15 protein-coding genes are annotated in these 18,846 nt (G+C 59.3%); 9 read left to right on the top strand and 6 right to left on the bottom strand.

Annotated elements, in window-relative coordinates; genetic code table 11:
- Positions 1-9 precede the first annotated feature (9 nt).
- The 3 genes from JXR15_RS02455 to JXR15_RS02445 are packed head-to-tail and all read left to right on the top strand — an operon-like array spanning position 10 to position 2,948.
- Positions 10-816, top strand: a complete 807-nt coding sequence (locus JXR15_RS02455; protein WP_422051652.1) for a metal ABC transporter ATP-binding protein — start codon at positions 10-12, stop codon at positions 814-816.
- A 3-nt stretch (positions 817-819) separates the two neighbouring features.
- Complete coding sequence (locus JXR15_RS02450; RefSeq protein ID WP_422051651.1) at positions 820-2,025, top strand: metal ABC transporter permease; 1,206 nt, start codon at positions 820-822, stop codon at positions 2,023-2,025.
- A complete protein-coding gene (locus JXR15_RS02445) occupies positions 2,022-2,948 on the top strand; it encodes a metal ABC transporter permease (protein WP_422051650.1) in 927 nt (308 codons plus the stop codon). The genes JXR15_RS02450 and JXR15_RS02445 overlap by 4 nt, the downstream gene beginning before the upstream one ends.
- On the opposite strand, the gene JXR15_RS02440 is transcribed toward JXR15_RS02445, so the two are convergent.
- Together JXR15_RS02440 and JXR15_RS02435 are read right to left on the bottom strand one after the other, a co-directional pair.
- Positions 2,945-4,678, bottom strand: coding sequence for a SulP family inorganic anion transporter (locus JXR15_RS02440; RefSeq protein WP_422051649.1), 1,734 nt, complete (start codon positions 4,676-4,678; stop codon positions 2,945-2,947). The genes JXR15_RS02445 and JXR15_RS02440 overlap by 4 nt on opposite strands.
- 251 nt (positions 4,679-4,929) lie before the next feature.
- Positions 4,930-6,282: an aminotransferase class III-fold pyridoxal phosphate-dependent enzyme gene (locus JXR15_RS02435; RefSeq protein WP_422051648.1), complete on the bottom strand. Its 1,353-nt coding sequence runs from the start codon at positions 6,280-6,282 to the stop codon at positions 4,930-4,932.
- Positions 6,283-6,458: 176 nt separating this feature from the next.
- On the opposite strand from JXR15_RS02435, the gene mutL reads away from it, so the two are divergent.
- The 4 genes from mutL to JXR15_RS02415 all read left to right on the top strand — a co-directional run bounded on the left by mutL (position 6,459) and on the right by JXR15_RS02415 (position 11,504).
- Complete coding sequence (gene mutL, locus JXR15_RS02430; RefSeq protein WP_422051647.1) at positions 6,459-8,366, top strand: DNA mismatch repair endonuclease MutL; 1,908 nt, start codon at positions 6,459-6,461, stop codon at positions 8,364-8,366.
- Positions 8,366-9,694: a DNA recombination protein RmuC gene (locus JXR15_RS02425; protein ID WP_422051646.1), complete on the top strand. Its 1,329-nt coding sequence runs from the start codon at positions 8,366-8,368 to the stop codon at positions 9,692-9,694. The genes mutL and JXR15_RS02425 overlap by 1 nt, the downstream gene beginning before the upstream one ends.
- A 133-nt stretch (positions 9,695-9,827) precedes the next feature.
- Complete coding sequence (locus tag JXR15_RS02420) at positions 9,828-10,154, top strand: DUF3775 domain-containing protein (protein ID WP_422051645.1); 327 nt, start codon at positions 9,828-9,830, stop codon at positions 10,152-10,154.
- A gap of 306 nt (positions 10,155-10,460) precedes the next feature.
- On the top strand, positions 10,461-11,504 hold the full coding sequence (locus JXR15_RS02415; protein ID WP_422051644.1) for a Hint domain-containing protein: 1,044 nt from the start codon (positions 10,461-10,463) through the stop codon (positions 11,502-11,504).
- 2 nt (positions 11,505-11,506) lie between these two features.
- On the opposite strand, the gene JXR15_RS02410 is transcribed toward JXR15_RS02415, so the two are convergent.
- Positions 11,507-12,100: a TetR/AcrR family transcriptional regulator gene (locus JXR15_RS02410; protein WP_422051643.1), complete on the bottom strand. Its 594-nt coding sequence runs from the start codon at positions 12,098-12,100 to the stop codon at positions 11,507-11,509.
- A gap of 88 nt (positions 12,101-12,188) precedes the next feature.
- Between JXR15_RS02410 and JXR15_RS02405 the strand changes: the two genes are divergently transcribed.
- Positions 12,189-12,782 (top strand): NAD(P)H-dependent oxidoreductase, encoded by a 594-nt coding sequence (locus tag JXR15_RS02405; RefSeq protein WP_422051642.1) that lies wholly within the window; start codon positions 12,189-12,191, stop codon positions 12,780-12,782.
- A gap of 6 nt (positions 12,783-12,788) precedes the next feature.
- Here the strand turns inward: JXR15_RS02405 and JXR15_RS02400 are convergent, their stop codons facing one another.
- From JXR15_RS02400 to JXR15_RS02390, 3 genes are all read right to left on the bottom strand, one after another.
- The gene (locus tag JXR15_RS02400) at positions 12,789-13,412 is read right to left on the bottom strand and encodes a LysE family translocator (RefSeq protein WP_422051641.1); all 624 of its coding nucleotides are present in this window, start codon (positions 13,410-13,412) and stop codon (positions 12,789-12,791) included.
- 116 nt (positions 13,413-13,528) lie between these two features.
- Positions 13,529-14,671, bottom strand: a complete 1,143-nt coding sequence (locus JXR15_RS02395; protein ID WP_422051640.1) for a saccharopine dehydrogenase family protein — start codon at positions 14,669-14,671, stop codon at positions 13,529-13,531.
- Between the two features lie 27 nt (positions 14,672-14,698).
- Positions 14,699-15,754 carry a saccharopine dehydrogenase gene (locus JXR15_RS02390; protein WP_422051639.1) on the bottom strand — a complete coding sequence of 352 codons (1,056 nt, stop codon included), beginning with the start codon at positions 15,752-15,754 and terminating at the stop codon, positions 14,699-14,701.
- Positions 15,755-15,998: 244 nt separating this feature from the next.
- Between JXR15_RS02390 and polA the strand changes: the two genes are divergently transcribed.
- Positions 15,999-18,797, top strand: a complete 2,799-nt coding sequence (polA, locus tag JXR15_RS02385) for a DNA polymerase I (RefSeq protein WP_422051638.1) — start codon at positions 15,999-16,001, stop codon at positions 18,795-18,797.
- The last annotated feature ends 49 nt before the right edge of the window (positions 18,798-18,846 follow it).

Below are 18,846 nucleotides of genomic sequence, written 5' to 3'. Positions count from 1 at the left end.
GAAAAGACCATGAGCCTAGAACTGGCGGCAAATATGGGCGCAGCGCCCACAGCAGAAATCCCGGTAGACAGCCCTTTGGCGATCCGGGGCATGACGGTATCTTATGGGCAGAAGCCGGTGGTGTTCTCTGTTGATATGACCGTGGCTGAAGGCTCAATGACAGCCATCATTGGGCCAAACGGCGCAGGTAAGTCGACGCTTCTCAAAGCCGCCTTGGGCATTGTGCAGCCGTTGGCTGGTCAGGCTCTGGTCTATGGCAAATCGTTGAAAGCGGCGCGGCATCGCATTGCCTATGTGCCGCAACGCGCCAGTGTGGACTGGGATTTTCCAACCCGCGTGATCGATGTGGTGCTGATGGGGCTCTATCGTGAGCTGGGTCTGCTGCGCCGCATTCGTCCGCAGCACATTGAAAAGGCACGGGCTTGCTTGGAGCGGGTGGGCATGACCGATTTTGCCGATCGTCAGATTGGCCAGCTTTCCGGTGGTCAACAGCAGCGCGTGTTCCTTGCGCGGGCACTGGCACAGGAAGCAGATTTGTATCTGCTTGATGAGCCGTTTGCCGGAGTCGATGCGGCAACGGAAAAAGCCATTATCGATGTGCTGAAGTCCTTGCGCTCTGAAGGCAAAACGGTCGTGGCCGTGCACCATGACCTGACCACCGTGCGCAGCTATTTTGATCGTGTGTTCCTGATCAACACAAGCAAGATGGCGGAAGGCACGGTGGATGAAGCATTCACGTCAGAAAACTTGAACCAAACTTACGGCGGACGATTGGCGACGGGCCAGATTGACCAGCTGGAGCTGGCGGCGGGCTAACCCATGTTTTGGAATGCGTTGACTTTGCAGCTTGGCTACAATGCCACGCTGGTGACCATTGGTGCGACCTTGCTGGGTATAGCGGCGGGTGTGACCGGAACCTTTCTCTATCTGCGCAAACGGGCGTTGGTCAGTGACGCGATCAGCCATGCCACTCTGCCGGGTGTGGGCATTGCGTTTATGCTGATGGTGCTGCTGGGCGGTGACGGGCGCGCCTTGCCAGGTTTGCTCTTTGGGGCAGCGGTGTCTTCTTGGAGCGGCTTGTTGTGTGTGAGTTGGCTCACGCGGTTTACGCGACTGTCTGAAGACGCGGCAATTGGCGCGGTGCTGTCAGTGTTCTTTGGCTTTGGCATTGTGTTGCTGACCGTGATCCAAACCATGGGCGCGGGACGTGCGGCTGGTTTGGAAGGCTTCCTTTTGGGCTCCACGGCGGGCATGTTGTTCAATGATGCGTTGGTGATTGCTGGTGGGGGCGCCTTGACGCTTTTGGCGGTGTTGATCTTACGCAGGCCAATGACTTTGTTGGCCTTTGATCCTGAATATGCGGCGTCGCGAGGTGTGAACGTCGGGCGCATGGATCTTGCCATTATGGCGCTGGCGCTGGCGGTCACGGTGATTGGCCTGAAAGTTGTCGGGCTGATCCTGATTGTCGCGATGTTGATCATTCCGCCTGTCACCGCCCGGTTTTGGACCGAGCGCACTGACCATATGGTTTTGATTTCAGGGCTTTGTGGTGGCTTGGCCGCTTGGATTGGCGCGGCGTTGTCGGCTTTTGCCCCCGCGATGCCAACCGGGCCAATCATTGTTTTGTCGAGCTTTGCGCTGTTTGTGTTGTCGCTGTTGTTGGCGCCCAATCGGGGTGTGCTGGCGGTGTATTTGCGGCACGTGCGGTTTCAACGACGGGTGCATATGCGCCAAGGTTTGTTGGCGCTGGCACAAGGGCAGCCGATTTATGAAGCCTTCACGGTACGCTTGCTGAAGCGGGCCGGATTGGCGCATGCGGATGGCGTACCTACCGAAGATGGGCGGGCGCGTGCAGCCAAGGCTTTGCGTGACGAGAAGCGCTGGGAGTTGGTACGGGCAGATCAGGCATTTGAGAGCGCAGCCGCGTTGTATGACGGATTGCGCGATATCGAGACCGTGCTGACCGGAGACCAGATTTCGGAGATAGATCAACGTATTGGCGGACCACAGGGGGTGGCATCATGAGTGGTGAGGAATTTGTCCCACTGTCCCTAACCCCCATGCTGATTGGTGTGTTGGCGGCGGTGGCCTGCGCTTTGCCGGGCAATTTCCTAGTGCTGCGCAAGCAGGCGCTGATTGGGGATGCAATTTCCCACGTGGCGTTGCCGGGCATTGTAGTGGCGTTTTTGATCACCGGCGTGGTGGCAGCCGCGCCAATGATGCTGGGCGCGGCGGGGGCGGCTTTGGTGTCTGTGGTGATGATTGAAGCCATTCGGCGGCTGGGCAATATCGAACCCGGCGCAGCAATGGGGCTGACCTTTACAACATTGTTTGCGGCCGGTGTTTTGCTTTTGGAACAAAGTGATACGTCTTCCGTCCATCTGGATGTGGAACACGCGCTGTATGGCAATTTGGAGAGCTTGATCTGGCTGGACGCGATCGGCTGGGAAAGCCTGCTTGATCCCGTTGCCTTAGCTGGATTGCCGCCGGAGTTGGGACGTGTGGTTGTCGCGTTGTTTGGCGTTTGTGCGTTTTTGTGGTTGTTTTGGCGGCCTTTGGTGTTGTCCACGTTCGACGAGAGTTTTGCGCAGGCCATGGGCATTGCGACCAACCGCTTGGGTGTGGCGTTGGTGATGGTGGCGGCTTTGGCGGCGGTGGCGGCGTTTGATGCGGTGGGGTCGATCATTGTGATCGCGATGTTCATTTGCCCGCCGGCGGCGGCGCGGTTGATGACCAACCGGTTGGAGCATCAAGTTGCCTGGAGCGTTGTTTTTGCAGTGCTTTCTGCGGCTCTTGGCTATGTCTTTGCCGGTTACGGGCCATTGTGGCTGGGCTTTGACAATGCGGTCAGCGCGGCCGGTATGATCGCGACGGTGTCGGGGATTATTCTTGCTTTGGCAGCGTGTTTTGCACCCCACCGGCATCGCAGCGGGGCGCCAGCGGCTTAGGCCGCTTGTTGGGTGTTGTCGCCGGCGAGGCGGCTCCAGGCATCATATTGTGCGAGGAAGACCTCTCCGCTGAGGTCATCGAGGAAATGGCTGCGCTTGAGGCGGTCCATGACGGGGCCTTTGACTTCGGAGAGGTGTAGGCGGATGTTGAGCTCTTTGAGGCGGCTGTTGATCGCCTCCAGGCTTTCCAGCGCGCTCATGTCAATCTCGTTGACGGCCGAGGCCATGAGCACGACGTCGGTGATGGGTTGGTCGCAAACTACGCGGTCATAGACGTAGTCTTTTAGGAAGCGTGCATTGGCGAAATATAGGCTTTCGTCAATGCGCAGCGTAACCAGATGTGATGAGGTTTTAACCTTATGACGCAGGATGTTACGGAAGTGCTGCGTGCCAGGTACGAGGCCAACTTCTGCCACGTGGGGACGACTGGTTTTGTAGAGATGCAGCGCGATGGAGAGGATTACACCGGCGCTGACACCAACCTCAACGCCAAGGCCCAAAGTGAGCGCGATGGTGGTTGCAACGGCGGCAAAATCAACGCGGGAGTAGCCCCATGCGTGGCGCAGGATCGAGAGGTCCACGAGGCTGAGCACGGCGACGATGATGGTGGCGGCGAGAGTGGCCTTGGGCAGGAAGAACAGCAGCGGGGTCAGGAAGAGCGCGGCGCCCGCGATACCGACGGCGGTGAAGGCGCCGGCGGCGGGGGTTTGTGCGCCTGCGTCGAAGTTCACAACAGAGCGAGAGAAGCCGCCGGTGACCGGGTAACCACCTGAAATTGCTGAGGCAATGTTAGAGGTGCCGAGGCCGATGAGTTCCTGGTCGGGATCGATGCGTTGGCGGCGTTTGGCGGCGAGGGTCTGGGCGACGGAAACGCTTTCGACAAAACCGATGATCGAGATCAGGAGTGCGGCCAAGAAGAGTTGGGACCACAAGTCTGGAGACAAACTGGGGGCTGAAAGTGGCGGCAGGCCGGTTGGAACGGTGCCAACAATGGCCACGCCTTTCCCTTCAAGATCAAAGGCATATGCGGAAATCGTAGTGGCGGCAACGGCGGCGACGGGGCCGGCTTTGGTGAGGACGTCCGCGAGGCGGGGACCGACGCCCAGTTTGAGCAGAAGCGGTTTGAGGCCTTTGCGGGTCCAGAACAGGAAGGCCAATGCGGCCGCACCGAGGGTAGCTGTGAAGAGGTTGGTGTCCGGCAAATGGGTCACCAGTGAGGTGAGTAATTCGGGCAAAGTGTGGCCGTGGGCTGTGACGCCGAGGATGTGTTTCAACTGGCTGGTGGCGATCAGGAGTCCGGAGGCGGTGATGAAGCCTGCGATCACCGGGTGGGACAGGAAATTTGCAAGGAATCCAAGGCGTAAGAGGCCCATGAGCGTGAGCATGACGCCGGACATGAAGGCCAGAGTGATGGCCGCGATCAGGTACTCTGTGGTGCCTTGCAAAGCGAGGTTTCCGAGGGCGGCTGCGGTCATGAGGGAGACCACGGCGACGGGGCCGACGGCGAGCACGCGGGAGGTGCCGAAGATGGCATAGGCAACCAGCGGCAGGATGGAGGCATACAGGCCCACTTCGGGTGGTAGACCGGCGAGCAGGGCGTAGGCCAAGGACTGTGGGATCAGCATGATCGTCACGATTACGGCGGCCATGAGGTCGGCGCCAAATATCTGACGGTCATAGGTTTTTGCCCAATCTAAGATCGGGAAGTAACGCTTGAGCTGCTGTGGCATAGGGGCCTCATGAGAGTCGCTGGTGCGCTCTATATATTCCAAAATTGGAATAAGAAAACCCTTACAGGAAAACTTGTCGGCAAATAACGGCGCGGCTCAAAGGTTAACGCAGCTAGCTTGGCCGGATGGCACGTCGGTATGACGTCGGTATCGCGACTGTTTTGCGGAGGTGCAAAAATTGACGTTCTCGTTAGGTTAACGGGCCTGCGGTGTAAGCGGCCCGGAGCGATAAGCCCCGAGCCGCAGAGGTTTTAGGCGGCGGCGAAACCGGTGTCCAAAGCGGAGAGGATGGTGTTCACCTCACCCTCGGAAATGGTCAGCGGTGGAGACATCAGCACATTGTGCGCGCCAAGGCGTACCATGGAGCCAGCCTGATAGGTGGCCTCGTGGATCTTCTTCATGGTGGCCATGTCCATCGGGGTTTTGGCGGCGGCGTCAGAGACCAACTCGATGCCGGTCATCAGGCCGTGGCCGCCCCGCACGTCGCCGATGATGTCGTATTTCTCAGCCAGCTTTTTCACACCTTCAAACAGCTGCGTGCCACGGGCGGCGGCGTTGGTTTTGAGATCAAGACGGGTGGTCTCTGCCAAAGTGGCGATTACGGCGGCGGAGCCAACCGGATGGGCGGAGTAGGTGTAGCCGTGGAAGATGCCCGCTTCGCCGGTTTGGTCGTTTTCAAATACGTCGGCGACTTTGTCGCCCACCATGCAAGCACCAACCGGGAAGTAGCCGGAGGTGATGCCCTTGGCGGTGGTCATCATGTCAGGCTGCACACCCCAGTGCCGCGCACCGGACCAATCGCCGGTGCGGCCAAAGCCGGTGATGACTTCGTCAGAAATCATCAGGATACCGTGACGGTCACAAATCTCGCGCATGAGCTTCATGAAGCTCGCGTCTGGCACGATCACACCACCCGCGCCTTGAATTGGCTCCATGATGAAAGCGGCGATGGTTTTGGGATCCTGGAACGCAATCTCGTCCTCAAAGGCGGCGGCGATGGTCTGCGCCAGCTGGGCCGAGTCACTTTCGTTGAACGGGTTGCGGTAGGTGTAGGGCGACGGCAGGTGGAAACAGCCGGGCAGCAGCGGTTCGTAGTTGATGCGGAAACGGTTGTTGCCGTTCACGGATGCGCCGCCAAAGTGGGTGCCGTGGTAGCCTTTCTTGAGGCTGATGAACTTGGTGCGCGTCGGCTCGCCGCGCAGACGGTGGTACTGGCGGGAGAGACGCAGGGCGGTTTCCACCGAGTCTGAGCCACCGGAGGTGAAGAACACACGGGACATGCCGTCCTCGGCGAAGAATTCGCGCACCGCATAAGAAGCCTCGATGGCCGGTGGGTTCGAGGTGCCCGCGAAAGCAGAGTAATACGGCAGATCATAAAGCTGTTTGGAGATGGCCTCTTTCACCACGTCGTTGGAGTAGCCGAGGTTCACGCACCACAAGCCGCCCACGGCGTCCACGGTAGAGTGGCCGTCGATGTCGGTGATGTTCACGCCTTCCGCACCTTTGATGATCTTGGGCGGGGTGCTGTGCGCATCGGCGGGGGCGCCCATCGGATGCCAGAGGTGGCGGGCGTTGTTTTCCGTCAGGAAGTTGTCGTCTTTCATGGCTGTGCTCCCTTGGGCGCAGGGGTGATTCCTGCGGGTCAAAAAATTTGATCAAATTATGCGGCGACCGTGGTGCCCTGTCCAGAGAAAGAGCGACACGGGGATGGCAAAAAGCGACTGCGGATCTCTGCAAACTTGGTGGTAGAATCAAACGAGAACATGCTAGATTTGGCACTATGTCTGTGGATAACCCCAATATAAGCCAAGATTTGCCGGTCATTCGGCAACTTGATGATGCCGCGATCAACCGGATTGCCGCCGGTGAGGTGGTCGAAAGGCCAGCTTCTGCAGTGAAAGAACTGGTGGAAAACGCCATTGATGCGGGAAGTCGGCGCATTGAGATTGCCTATGCTGATGGCGGTAAGACGCTGATCCGGATCACCGATGATGGCTGTGGCATCACCGAGGAACAATTGCCGCTGGCGTTGTCGCGCCATGCCACGTCCAAGATTGATGGCACGGACTTGCTCGACATCCACACATTTGGCTTTCGTGGAGAGGCCTTGCCCTCGCTGGGTGCTGTCGGACGGTTGAGCATCACCAGCCGGGTGGGCAAAGCGCCTGCGGCGCAGATTTCGGTTGAGGGTGGCGCGATGAGCGCGGTGAAACCGGCGGCGCTGTCCGGGGGCACCATCGTGGAACTGCGCGATCTGTTTTATGCCACGCCGGCGCGGTTGAAGTTTATGCGCTCTGATCGGGCGGAGGCGCAGGCGATCACCGATGTGGTCAAGCGTCTGGCGATGGCGGAGCCGTTTGTGGGCTTCACGCTGCGCGATGTGACTGGTGGCGGAGAAGGCCGTGTGACCTTCCGCGTAGAGGCGGAAAATGGCGATCTGTTTGACGCTTTGCATGGCCGGTTGGCGCGAATTTTGGGCAAGGAATTTGCCGAAAACGCGCTGAAGATTGATGCGGAGCGGGAAGGGTTGCGGCTGATTGGCTATGCGGCTTTGCCGACCTATTCGCGGGGCTCGTCGGTGGCGCAGTATCTGTTTGTGAACGGGCGTCCGGTGAAGGACAAACTGCTGGTTGGGGCGCTGCGCGGGGCGTATTTTGATTACCTGAGCCGGGATCGCCATCCGGCGGCGGCGCTGTTCATTGATTGTGATCCACATCTGGTGGATGTGAACGTGCATCCCGCCAAATCCGAGGTGCGGTTCCGCGATCCGGGATTGGCGCGGGGGCTGATTGTCTCCAGCCTGCGTCACGCGTTGGCGGAAGCCGGGCATCGGGCGTCGACCACGGTCGCCGGGGCCACGTTGCAGTTGTTCCGGCCCGAGCCAGTTGGGGCATCACTGGGGGCTTTGGGAATCACGCCAAGCGCGCCCGCACCGGGGCAGGCGCGGGTCTATCAAATGGATCGGCCAAGTCTTGGCGCACGCACGGCGGCTTATCAGGCGCAGGCGCCAATGCCGCAGGAGCCAGGCTTTTCGGATTTGACCGAGGCTTATTCTGCGCGAGTGGAAACTTTTGACACGGAGGCTCCGCAAGAGACCCCGGCCGAAGGACTGCCCTTGGGCGCAGCACGGGCGCAGGTGCATGAGAATTACATTGTGGCGCAGACCGAGACCGGCATGGTGATTGTCGATCAACACGCCGCACATGAACGTCTGGTTTATGAGAAGCTCAAACACCAGATGGCGGAAAACGGGGTTGCGGCGCAGGCCTTGTTGATCCCCGAGATTGTTGAGTTGTCCGAGGGCGACTGTGCGCGGATCATGACTGTGGCAGAACCGCTGTCTAAGCTGGGGCTGACAATTGAGGCCTTTGGCGGCGGCGCGGTGGCGGTGCGCGAGACCCCTGCGCTTTTGGGCGAGGTGAATGCACGGGCGATGGTGCTCGATATTCTCGATGAGCTCGATGACGCGGGCGAAAGCATGTTGGTGCAGGCCAAGTTGGAAGCGATCCTCAGTCGGGTGGCCTGTCACGGCTCGATCCGGTCGGGGCGGCGGATGCGTGGTGAAGAGATGAATGCGTTGCTGCGCGAGATGGAGGCAACGCCACATTCGGGGCAATGCAACCACGGGCGGCCAACCTATGTGGAATTAAAGCTGGCCGATATTGAGCGGCTGTTTGGACGGACGTGATGGAAGGTATGGACGAAGCAATGGCCAACATGGAGGCCATGGCGCTTTATTTGTTTGGGGGCGTTGGCGGGGCAATTCTGTTGCTCACCGTGTTGTTCCTGATGCTGCGCAGCGCGGGGCAGAAGCGGGCGGACCGGACCGAGATGGTGATTGCCCAGCACATGGGGCAGATGGCGCAGCGGGTGGATCAGCTGGCCACCGGGCAGGCGCATCTGGATGGCAACCTGCAGGCGCAGGCGCAATCGCAGGGGCAGATTGCCACCTTGATGGAGCAGCGGCTGGGTGAGGTGCAAGTGAACATGCATGAGAACCTCGCCAAGGTGCAGCGCAGCACCGGTGAGAACCTCGCCAGCATGCAACAGAAGATGGCGGACACAATGGCGGCGCAACAGCTGCAGATGCAGGAAAGCCTGGCCAATATGCAGCTGCGCACCGGCGGCGCGTTAAACGACATGCAGGAGAAGCTGAACCTGTCGATGACCGGCAATGCCAAGCAGACCGCGACCTCGCTCACACAGTTGCAGGAGCGGTTGGCCACCATCGACAAGGCGCAGGAGAATATCACCCGGCTCAGCGGCGATGTGCTCAGCCTGCAAGACATTTTGAGCAACAAACAGACGCGTGGGGCGTTTGGAGAAATTCAGCTCAATGACATCGTTGGCAAAGCATTGCCAAGCGACAGCTATGCACTGCAACACACGCTTTCTAACGGCAAACGCGCCGACTGTCTGATCCATTTGCCCAACCCGCCTGGACCCATTGTGATCGACAGCAAGTTCCCGCTGGAGGCTTATGAGTTGCTGCGCAATGCGGAGACCCAGGCACAGCTCAATGAGGCGGCGCGGATGCTGCGCACCTCGGTGAAGAAACACATCAAAGACATCTCCGAGAAATACATCATCGAAGGCGAGACCGCTGATGGGGCGTTGATGTTCCTGCCAAGCGAAGCGGTTTATGCGGAGTTGCACGCCAATTTCCCGGAACTGGTGCGTGAGGGCTTTGCAGCGCGGGTGTGGATTGTTTCGCCCACCACCTGCATGGCGACGCTCAACACCATGCGGGCGATTTTGAAAGACGCGCGTATGCAAGAACAGGCGGGCGCGATCCGCAAAGAACTGGGGCTGCTTTATTCTGATGTTGAGCGGCTGGGCACGCGTGTGGAGAATCTTGACCGCCACTTTGGTCAGGCGGCGAAAGACATCAGCGAAATCAAGATCAGCGCTGACAAAGCTGGGCGCCGGGCGCGGCGGCTCGACAACTTTGATTTTGAAGAGCTGGCACAGACGGCTGACGACAAAGTGGTGCCTTTGACCAAACCAGACAGCTGACGTCATTCACAGTCTGCAAATATCCCGGGGTCCGGGGCAGCGCCCCGATGCAACAGAAACAGTTTGCGCCATGTCAAAGACGTAGGGCATGCTGGAGGGGACACTGGGCCAAACCAAATTGGAGGCGCGAAAAATGCTTGAGATTTCTGCATGGAAGGTGGCGCAGGTTGTGCTGATGTCGCGGGAGTTGAACCGGGCTGAAGGCGAGCTGCGCGGCTTTATTGATCGCTTGAACGAAGATGAACAGGCCGGCCTGGTTGCGGTGATGTGGATTGGACGGGACAGCTTTATGGCGGATGACCTGGCCGAGGCGATCATGACCGCCAAAACCGAAAACACCGTGCCCACTGCGGATTACCTGCTGGGCTCGCCTCATCTGTCGGATCACTTGGAAAACGGCATGGAGGCGCTGGGCATGTCTTTGACCGACGAAGAGGATGATTTGGTCCGCGGCGGCTAAACAAATCGGCAAAAATTGGCTGGTTGGCCCGCAGGTTTTGCGAATTTATGCCAACAGATTTGGGATCCGCGCCAAGCTTTGGCGCGGGTCTTTACGTTTGGGAAGTGCCTTCTTATCTGCGCCATAGAGGGAGGGCTGTCACGCTTGCGTGCCGCCCGATCCACGATTTGATCACTGACGTCGCGCCTGTTTTTTAGGAAACATCCGCACCCTGCATTTTGCGGGCGGTGCCCTCTTGTCTTGTGTCTGAGCCTTGCAACCCATGGGGCGGCGTTGGGAGGTCTGTCGTGCAGAAGGAGGTCGCCCATGTCCAGTTTCTGGGGTCGTTTTGACGACAATCACGGCAATCAAAAACAATTTGAGCCCACCGATGATCCGGCCAAGGAAATCACCTTTGTGCCTAAGGGCGAGGATGGCGATCTGGTGCTTGAAGACAATAACAACAAGCCCGATCCCGATACGCGGGTGCTGATCGACGGCGAGGCCCATGATTTTATCTTTGAACTGACCGGAACCGTGCCTCAGGACGAGGACATTCCAGAGCAATTCTGGGGGCAGGAGATCGCGGTGATCTCGATTCAGGATTACCCCGAGCCGGGCGATGAGACCCGGATGTTTTTCTTCCCGGAAATGGATCCGAGCGAAGAGGACATGAATGAGTTTGAGGATGAGGAATTTGTGGTCAAACACCCAGACCGGCATCCGGAAGACATTCCGGTGTGTTTTCTGCCTGGCACCATGATCGCGACACCAGACGGTTCGCGCGCGGTGGAAAGCCTGCAGTCGGGTGATTTTGTCTGTGTCGCCAAAGGCAAGCCAGCCAAGGTCTTCTGGGTCGCGAAAAGCCATTTTTCCTACGCCGAGATGTTGCAGAACGCAGGGCTGCGGCCGGTGTGCATTGATGCGGATAGCCTTGCGCCGGGGGTGCCGAGCCAAGATTTGTGGGTTTCGCAACAGCACCGGATTGCGCTGCGCGGCTGGCAGGTGGAGATGTTGACCGCGTCTGAGGCCGCCTTTGCGCATGCCAAACATCTGGCGCCACAGCCGGGCATTCCCGGGCGGGAATGGCGCGACGGCGTGGACTATGTGCACCTGATGTTTGACCGTCACCACATTGTGGAGGCCAATGGGGCCGAGGCGGAGAGCCTGTTCATCGGCGATCAGGCATTGGAGAGCTTGGGCGTGGAGGCGCGGGCCGAGTTGGATCAGATTTTGGAGGCCAAGCCGTGGTTGAAGCCGCGTTTTGCGCAGACGGCCTTGCCCACCATGAAAGCGCATGAGGCGCAGACCTGGCGCAAGATGGCAGAAGGCCGTCCGGTGTTTCGCGATCTGGTGCGGGTGGCGGCTTGACTTCAGGCCGTCGGCATCAGCCAGGCAGTGAGATAGGTCTCCAGCCGTTCGCGCGGGGACACGGAGTTGTGCAGACTGCAGAACATCAGGGAAATCGCCTGCACCATAAAGGCCTGCACACCTTCCGCTTGTAGTTCGGCGGAGATGTCCTTGCGGAAGGGTTTGTCCCAGAGCCATTTGGTAACCACCTCTGCGTGGCGGCCAAAGGTCATGGCGATGGGGCCGATGTCCGCGTTGGCCGCCGCGCCGGAGTGGCGCAGAATCACATCAAAGACATAGCGCTCACAGGTCATGAACGTGATCAGCGGCATCATGGCGTTGGCCATCTCGGCGATGGATGTGGGCGCGTCCAGCGCTTCGATGCCATCCAGATGACGGTCGATTTCTGCACCAATCAGTTGGTCCATCAACGCGTCTTTGTCTTTGAAATGAGAGAAAAAAGTGCCTTTGGCGACGCCTGCGCGCAGCACCACCTCTTCTACCCGCATGGCTTCATAGCCGCTCTCTGAGATCACGGCTTGAGCCGCGTCCAGAAGCTTGGCGCGGGTTTTGAGGGTGCGTTGTTGAACTGCTTTGGCCATGGCTCGTTTTGACATGAATTGTGACCGTGGTCAAATTTGTAATTGACCGCGGTCATTTTTGTATGCGATGAAATTGACCATGGTCAATATTTGGAGAATCGCAATGACACAGAAGCGGATATTTATCCTGAACGGACACCCGGCGGCGGAGTCTCTGACGGGGTCGGTGGCAGAGAGCTACGCGGAAGCGGCGCGCAAGGCGGGGCATCAGGTGCGGATGACCAACCTGAATGATTTGCAGTTTGATCCGGATTATGGCTTTGGCGGTTATGTGAACCAGAAGCCGTTGGAACCAGAGCTGGAACAGGTGCTGCAGGACATTGAGTGGTCCGAGCATGTGGTGGTGGCGACGCCGATGTGGTGGGGCGGATTGCCGGCAAAACTCAAAGGCTTGTTTGATCGCGCGTTGCTGCCGGGGCGCACGTTTGACACCCGCAACACAACGGCCTTGGGGCTGCCTAAGCCGCTTTTGACTGGGCGCACAGGGCGGGTGCTTTTGTTCTCGGATACGCCCGGATGGTTCTTCCGCTTGATGTACCGCAACGCGATGGTGGTGCAGATCCAGCAGCAGATTTTGGAGTTTGTCGGCATCAAGCCGGTGAAGGTCACCAAGTTCGCCGGGGCGAGTCATCCCAAAGACGGAGTTGCCGACAAGTGGATCCAACAGGCGGCCAAGATCGGCGCGCAGGCGGCCTAAGAGTTGTCAGCTGTGGCGTGAGACTCTTGTGGTCAAAACGCCCGCTGCCATCAGGCAACCGCCGCCCACACGATTGAGGCTGCGCATGGCGCGCGGGTGTTGGAACAGCCCGCGTAGCCCGTCGGCGCAGAACAGCCAGAACACGGTGTTGAGCGTGGCGATCCCCACAAAGGTGGCGATCAGGATGGCAAATTGCGGCAACACCGGCTGCGACAGGGTCACAAACTGCGGCACAAAGGCGATGTAAAACGCCGGGCCTTTGGGGTTGAGGGCGCTGATCAGGAACGACTGCCAGAACAGCGGCTTGAGGGGTTTTTGATCCACCGTGTTTGAGCCAATTCCCTCAGCGGGTGCGCGCCAGAGGCTGATGCCGAGCCAGATCAGATACACTGCGCCAATGAGCTTCATCAGCGTAAAAAGCGTGGTGGAGGCCGAGAGGATCGCACCTGCGCCCATAAGGGACACAGACATGCCGACAAAGGCCCCTGCAGAAATGCCGGGAATGGTGGCGAGGCCTGAGCGTTTGCCAGAGCGCACCGCGTGATTGATGGTCAGAACAATGTTGGGTCCAGGGATCAGCACAACCAGGGCACTGGCCAATACAAAGGCAATCCAGGTTTCCGATGACATGTTGCGCTCCTCACCCTTTAAGTGTGGCGCAGGATTTCGCAGTCTGTCGGGAATGGCAAGGGATTACAAAGTGAGGTGCAGCCCTTTTACGAGGGCTGCGCCAAAGGGCTATATAATCAAGCCGTGTGATCGACGATCTGCATGTGCTGCGCCAGCGTGCCGATGTGGGTGAGCCACTCGGAAAACAGCGCTTCTTCAGATGGGGCCGCGTGCACGCCGGGGGCAATTTTGCCGTCCAGTACGGTTTCGATGGCCAAGGAGACCGGGATCGACACAAGGCGGGCCATGGCGGTGCCGCGCGCGTCGCCCCAGGCGTCCATCACATAGGTTTTGTGGAAGACCTCTGCGCCGTCTTTCTCCGCTTTGAAGCCCACGCAGAGCACAACGCGGTCCGGTTCACCTTCGTCATAGGAGTTTTCATCCCAGAACTGATCGGACATCTCTTTCAGCCGTGCGTCGCCTTCGGGACCGGAGAGCGTTTCGATTTCGCGAAAGACCTCAGACCACGCCTCGGTCCAGCCGTTGAGGCGCAGGGTGCCGCGCACAAAGGTGTCAACTTTCCAGTCCGGATCAAACTTGTAGTCTTCCATGAAAGGAATGCTGTCGCGGTTTGGGTAAACCTCGAAGGTTTCCGCCTCTGCCAGTGGCGCTTCATAGCTGCTGATCGCGTCCCAAGGGCGGTTCACGTCCAGCGGTTTTCCGTCGCGAATGGAGCGGGACGGGCTGCGCAGGGCCTTCAGCACGCCGAGCGGCGACCAGCTGAATTTGTAGCGGAACGGGTTGGCATGTTTGGGGATGCCGCCACAGTAGCTGATGAAGCTGATGGCGTTGTCCGCGTCGTAAGCGTCAGAGGCGCGATAGTCTGCCACCAAGGCATGCGCCATCAGGTGGTCGATGCCCGGGTCCAGGCCCACTTCGTTCACGCAGGCGACGCCCGCCTCTTTGGCTTTGGCATCGAGCGCTTTCATTTCTGGCGCGATGTAGGAGGAGCTGACGAAATTCGCGCCTTTCTCGATGCAAAGCTCGGCCAGTGGCACGTGCCAATCACCCGGCAGCATGGAAACAACCACGTCGCCAGATTCAAGCACAGCTCCTAGAGCCGCGATGTCGAAGGCGCGGATGTCTTGGGTCAGGTCGCCAACCGCTTCCTGCGCTTTTTCAATGGTTCGGTTCCAGACGGTGACCGCGCGGCCGCCTTCGATCAGGCGACGCAGGCCGGGAATGGCGGAAAGGCCGGTGCCACACCAGTGGATTGTCATGTTGTCTCTCCCCTCAGAGGTCTTTGGTCAAAGGTTTTTGCAGTGTGTGATGAAATCGGCCTCGGCGCGGGTCCAGACACCGTCGCTGAGGTCATCAAGTTTCATCAAAGTGTTAAGCAGCTGTGCGGCGTAGTCTTCCGAGCTTTCCACCGGCAGCATGGATGGCAGGTTGTCGATCGCCATGACGTCGAGCACAGGGGCGTCGGCCACGCGCAGGGCCGGGGCGTCCCATGTGGTGGCGCGGTCATAGACCGGCACCGGGTTGTAATCGCTGTCGGGATCGCAAGCCACGTCGCCAATGGCGGTGAGTTTGCGGTCGGCCGTCAAAGCTTCTTGCGGCACAAACACCGGCGTGCCGGGGCGGGCAAAGATGCAGTTCAGGAACAGGTCATGGTCCAGAATTTCCGGGAACGGTCCACCGGAGGCGGTTTCCGCCATGTCCCATTTGGTGACGGTGCAGCCCATGGCGTCGAGCAGATCAGCAGCGCCGGTGCCCACGCGCCCCAGCGCGCCAATCACGATGGCGGAGGGGCGGTCTTTGGAAAGGGCGTCCAGTTCCGCGCCAAGGTTGGCGAGCAGGGCGTCCTTGCCAGCATAAACGCCAACGGGACCGCAGAGCTCTCCACGTTGTTGCGCAGCCCAGGACTTTAGGGTCACGGCGGCCCCAGCGTAGCCCGCCCAGTACCCAAAGGCGGCGACGCGGCGGCCGGTTTCGTCCACCAGGTATTCGAGATCATAAAGCGTGCCGCCACCCGCTTTGAAGCGCTTGAGCAGGGCCACACCGGAGTGCTGGCCTTTAAAAGCGTGGCCAAACATGATGTGGCGGTGGGGCAGGGGCGTGCCGTCTTCTGGCAGTTCTTTGAGGCCAAAGATGATGGCGTCACGAGGGGCGTCTGGCCAGCTGTTTTCCGGGGCGATGTCGCAGCCTACGGCTTTGTAGCCGTCAATTGGAATGGCCCGAACGGAGCTCTCTTCCACGGTCACGCGGATGCCCTTGTCCATCAGTGCTTTTGCACCGTCGGGTGTCAGCCCCACCCGCTCCTCATTTTGCCGTTGCTCGGCCCGTACCCAAAGATGCGTCATCTCCGCTCCCCTCATATTCGCATTTCCATAGATCAGCCTGTTGGCACGTTGGCAAGAGAGATGCCCCTACGTCGTGAGACCGTCAGCGAGAGATCTGCCCTTGCTTCTTCTGACCCTAAATACTCCGGGGGAGGCGCCGCGCGAGGCGGCGGGGGCTGCCCCCCGGATTGCGCAGGTTTTCGACTGGCACCGAGAGGGGTGGCATGGCACAACGGGGCAAAGCAGAACAAAACGGGAGCGCGCCATGAGTTTTGGCAAAGGATGTCACCTGCATCTGATCGACGGATCGGCCTTTATTTTTCGGGCTTATCACGCGCTGCCTCCGCTGACGCGCAAGTCAGACGGGCTGCCGATTGGCGCGGTGGCTGGGTTCAGCAATATGTTGCAGCGTTACATTGAGGACAATTCTGGCCCGGATGCGCCCACCCATGTGGCGGTGATTTTTGACTATTCCGGCAAGTCCTTCCGCAACGAGATGTATGACCTATACAAAGCCAACCGGCCGCCCGCGCCGGAAGATCTGGTGCCGCAATTTCCGCTGACGCGCACGGCCACCAAGGCATTTAACATTGCCTGCAAAGAGGTTGAGGGCTTTGAGGCAGATGACATCATTGCCACCCTGGCCTGTCAGGCGCGCGACGCCGGTGGCCGTTGTACGATCATTAGTTCGGATAAAGACCTGATGCAGCTGGTCGGCGGCGGCGTGGAAATGCTCGACGCGATGAAAAACAAGCGCATTGACCGCGACGGGGTGTTTGAGAAATTTGGTGTTGGACCGGAGCGGGTTGTGGATGTGCAGGCGCTGGCCGGGGACAGCGTGGACAACGTGCCAGGCGCGCCGGGCATTGGCATCAAGACCGCGGCACTGTTGATCAACGAATATGGCGATCTGGAGAGCCTGCTGGACCGCGCAGAAGAGATTAAACAACCCAAACGTCGCCAGACATTGATTGAAAAACGTGATCAGATTGAGCTGTCCAAACGGTTGGTGCAGCTGGATTGCGAGATGGAGCTGGATTTCACGCTGGACGATCTGGAGGTGCAGGACCCTGAGCCGGAGGTGCTATTGGGCTTCCTCACGGAGATGGAGTTCCGCACGCAAATAAAACGCGCCGCCGATAAGTTGGGTGTGGAAGCGCCAAGCATTCCGGAACCGGTGGGGGCTGCCGCGGATGAGACGCCTGCACAGGAAGATGCGCCGTTTGACGCGTCCAAATACGAGTGGGTCAAAGACCGCGCTGCACTGGACCGGTGGATCGCCGCCATTATGAAACGCGGTTATGTGGCGGTGGATACCGAGACCAACTCGTTGAATGAAATGATCGCGGAACTTGCTGGGATTTGTCTGTCGGTGGAGCCGGGTGAGGCTTGTTACATCCCGGTGGGCCACAAGAAGGGCGCCAGCGACGATCTGTTTGGTGGGGACGAGCTGCAAGAGGGGCAGATGCCGCTCAATGAGGTGCTGGATGCGTTGAAGCCGGTGCTAGAAGACCCCGCCGTGCTGAAAATCTTTCAGAATGCCAAATATGACTGCAAGGTGTTTGCCAATTACAATGTCACCGTGGCGCCGATTGATGACACGATGCTGCTGTCTTATGCGCTGCACGCCGGGGAGCACAATCACGGCATGGATGCGCTGTCTGAACGCTATTTGAGCCACCAACCGGTGCCGATCAAAACGCTGATTGGCAGCGGCAAAAGCATGATCACCTTTGACAAGGTGCCTATTGAGGACGCCCTGCCTTATGCCGCCGAAGATGCGGATGTGACGCTGCGGCTGTGGAAGTTGTTCAAGCCAAAGTTGCACCGCCGTCAGGTGACCTCGGTCTATGAAACGCTGGAGCGACCCTTGGTGCCAGTGCTTGCGCAGATGGAGCGGCATGGCGTCAAAGTGGACCGCGACACGCTGAGCCGCATGTCCAATGCCTTTGCGCAGAAGATGGCGGCGCTGGAGGCTGAGATTCATGAGCTGGCCGGGGGCACGTTCAACGTGGGCTCACCCAAGCAGCTTGGCGAAATCCTGTTTGATAAGCTGGAGCTGCCGGGCGGCAAGAAGGGCAAGACCGGGGCTTACGCGACGGGTGTCGACGTGCTGGAAGACCTTGCCACCGAACATGCCCTGCCGGGGCTGGTGTTGGACTGGCGGCAGCTGAGCAAGCTGAAGTCGACCTATACCGATGCCTTGCAGACGCACATCAATGCGGACACGGGGCGGGTTCATACGTCTTATGTGCAGACCGGGGCCAATACCGGACGTTTGGCGTCGACCGATCCAAACCTGCAAAACATTCCGGTGCGCAGCGAGGAAGGGCGGCGTATTCGTGAGGCCTTTGTGGCGGAAGAAGGCAAAACACTGATTTCGCTGGATTACTCGCAGGTGGAGTTACGCATTCTGGCACATGTTGCGGAGATCGATGCGCTCAAAGCCGCATTCCGCGATGGGCATGACATTCACGCCATGACCGCGTCAGAGGTGTTTGGCGTGCCCATGGAGGAAATGACCAGCGAGGTGCGCTCGCGTGCGAAGGCGATCAACTTTGGTGTGATCTATGGCATCTCCGGCTTTGGTCTGGCGCGCAATTTGCGCATTCCACGGGGAGAGGCGCAAGACTTTATCAACCGCTACTTCGAGCGATTTCCGGGCATTCGTACCTATATGGACGACACCAAGGCGTTTGCCAAAGAGCACGGCTATGTGCAGACCTTGTTTGGCCGCAAAATCCACACACCGGAGATCAACGCCAAAGGGCCGCGCGCCAGCTTTGCCTACCGTGCGGCCATCAACGCCCCGATTCAGGGCACGGCGGCTGACATCATCCGGCGCGCGATGATCCGTATGCCGGACGCGATCAAAGACCTGCCCGCGAAAATGCTGTTGCAGGTGCACGATGAATTGATCTTTGAGGTCGAGGACGCTGCGGTGGACGAGACCATCGAAGTGGCGCGAGACGTGATGCAGCGGGCCACCGAGCCTGCGATTAAGCTGGACGTGCCGTTGATCGTTGATGCGGGACGTGGGGCCAATTGGGCGGAGGCGCATTAAGGCGCGCCATTGCCTCGCTTCATTTGACCAAAAATATCCACTGCGCTGC

It is taken from the genome of Shimia sp. (genome assembly GCF_049116215.1).
Classification (GTDB): domain Bacteria; phylum Pseudomonadota; class Alphaproteobacteria; order Rhodobacterales; family Rhodobacteraceae; genus Shimia.
The sequence above is the reverse complement of the archived record's forward strand: the minus strand, read 5'-3'. Positions and strand labels throughout refer to the sequence as shown.

Excerpts from the sequence above, each read along its gene's own strand:
- JXR15_RS02455 (WP_422051652.1), top strand. The coding sequence starts at position 10 with ATGAGCCTAGAACTGGCGGCAAATATGGGCGCAGCGCCCACAGCAGAA.
- JXR15_RS02450 (WP_422051651.1), top strand. The coding sequence starts at position 820 with ATGTTTTGGAATGCGTTGACTTTGCAGCTTGGCTACAATGCCACGCTG.
- JXR15_RS02445 (WP_422051650.1), top strand. The coding sequence starts at position 2,022 with ATGAGTGGTGAGGAATTTGTCCCACTGTCCCTAACCCCCATGCTGATT.
- JXR15_RS02440 (WP_422051649.1), bottom strand. The coding sequence starts at position 4,678 with ATGCCACAGCAGCTCAAGCGTTACTTCCCGATCTTAGATTGGGCAAAA.
- JXR15_RS02435 (WP_422051648.1), bottom strand. The coding sequence starts at position 6,282 with ATGAAAGACGACAACTTCCTGACGGAAAACAACGCCCGCCACCTCTGG.
- mutL (WP_422051647.1), top strand. The coding sequence starts at position 6,459 with ATGTCTGTGGATAACCCCAATATAAGCCAAGATTTGCCGGTCATTCGG.
- JXR15_RS02425 (WP_422051646.1), top strand. The coding sequence starts at position 8,366 with ATGGAAGGTATGGACGAAGCAATGGCCAACATGGAGGCCATGGCGCTT.
- JXR15_RS02420 (WP_422051645.1), top strand. The coding sequence starts at position 9,828 with ATGCTTGAGATTTCTGCATGGAAGGTGGCGCAGGTTGTGCTGATGTCG.
- JXR15_RS02415 (WP_422051644.1), top strand. The coding sequence starts at position 10,461 with ATGTCCAGTTTCTGGGGTCGTTTTGACGACAATCACGGCAATCAAAAA.
- JXR15_RS02410 (WP_422051643.1), bottom strand. The coding sequence starts at position 12,100 with ATGTCAAAACGAGCCATGGCCAAAGCAGTTCAACAACGCACCCTCAAA.
- JXR15_RS02405 (WP_422051642.1), top strand. The coding sequence starts at position 12,189 with ATGACACAGAAGCGGATATTTATCCTGAACGGACACCCGGCGGCGGAG.
- JXR15_RS02400 (WP_422051641.1), bottom strand. The coding sequence starts at position 13,412 with ATGTCATCGGAAACCTGGATTGCCTTTGTATTGGCCAGTGCCCTGGTT.
- JXR15_RS02395 (WP_422051640.1), bottom strand. The coding sequence starts at position 14,671 with ATGACAATCCACTGGTGTGGCACCGGCCTTTCCGCCATTCCCGGCCTG.
- JXR15_RS02390 (WP_422051639.1), bottom strand. The coding sequence starts at position 15,754 with ATGACGCATCTTTGGGTACGGGCCGAGCAACGGCAAAATGAGGAGCGG.
- polA (WP_422051638.1), top strand. The coding sequence starts at position 15,999 with ATGAGTTTTGGCAAAGGATGTCACCTGCATCTGATCGACGGATCGGCC.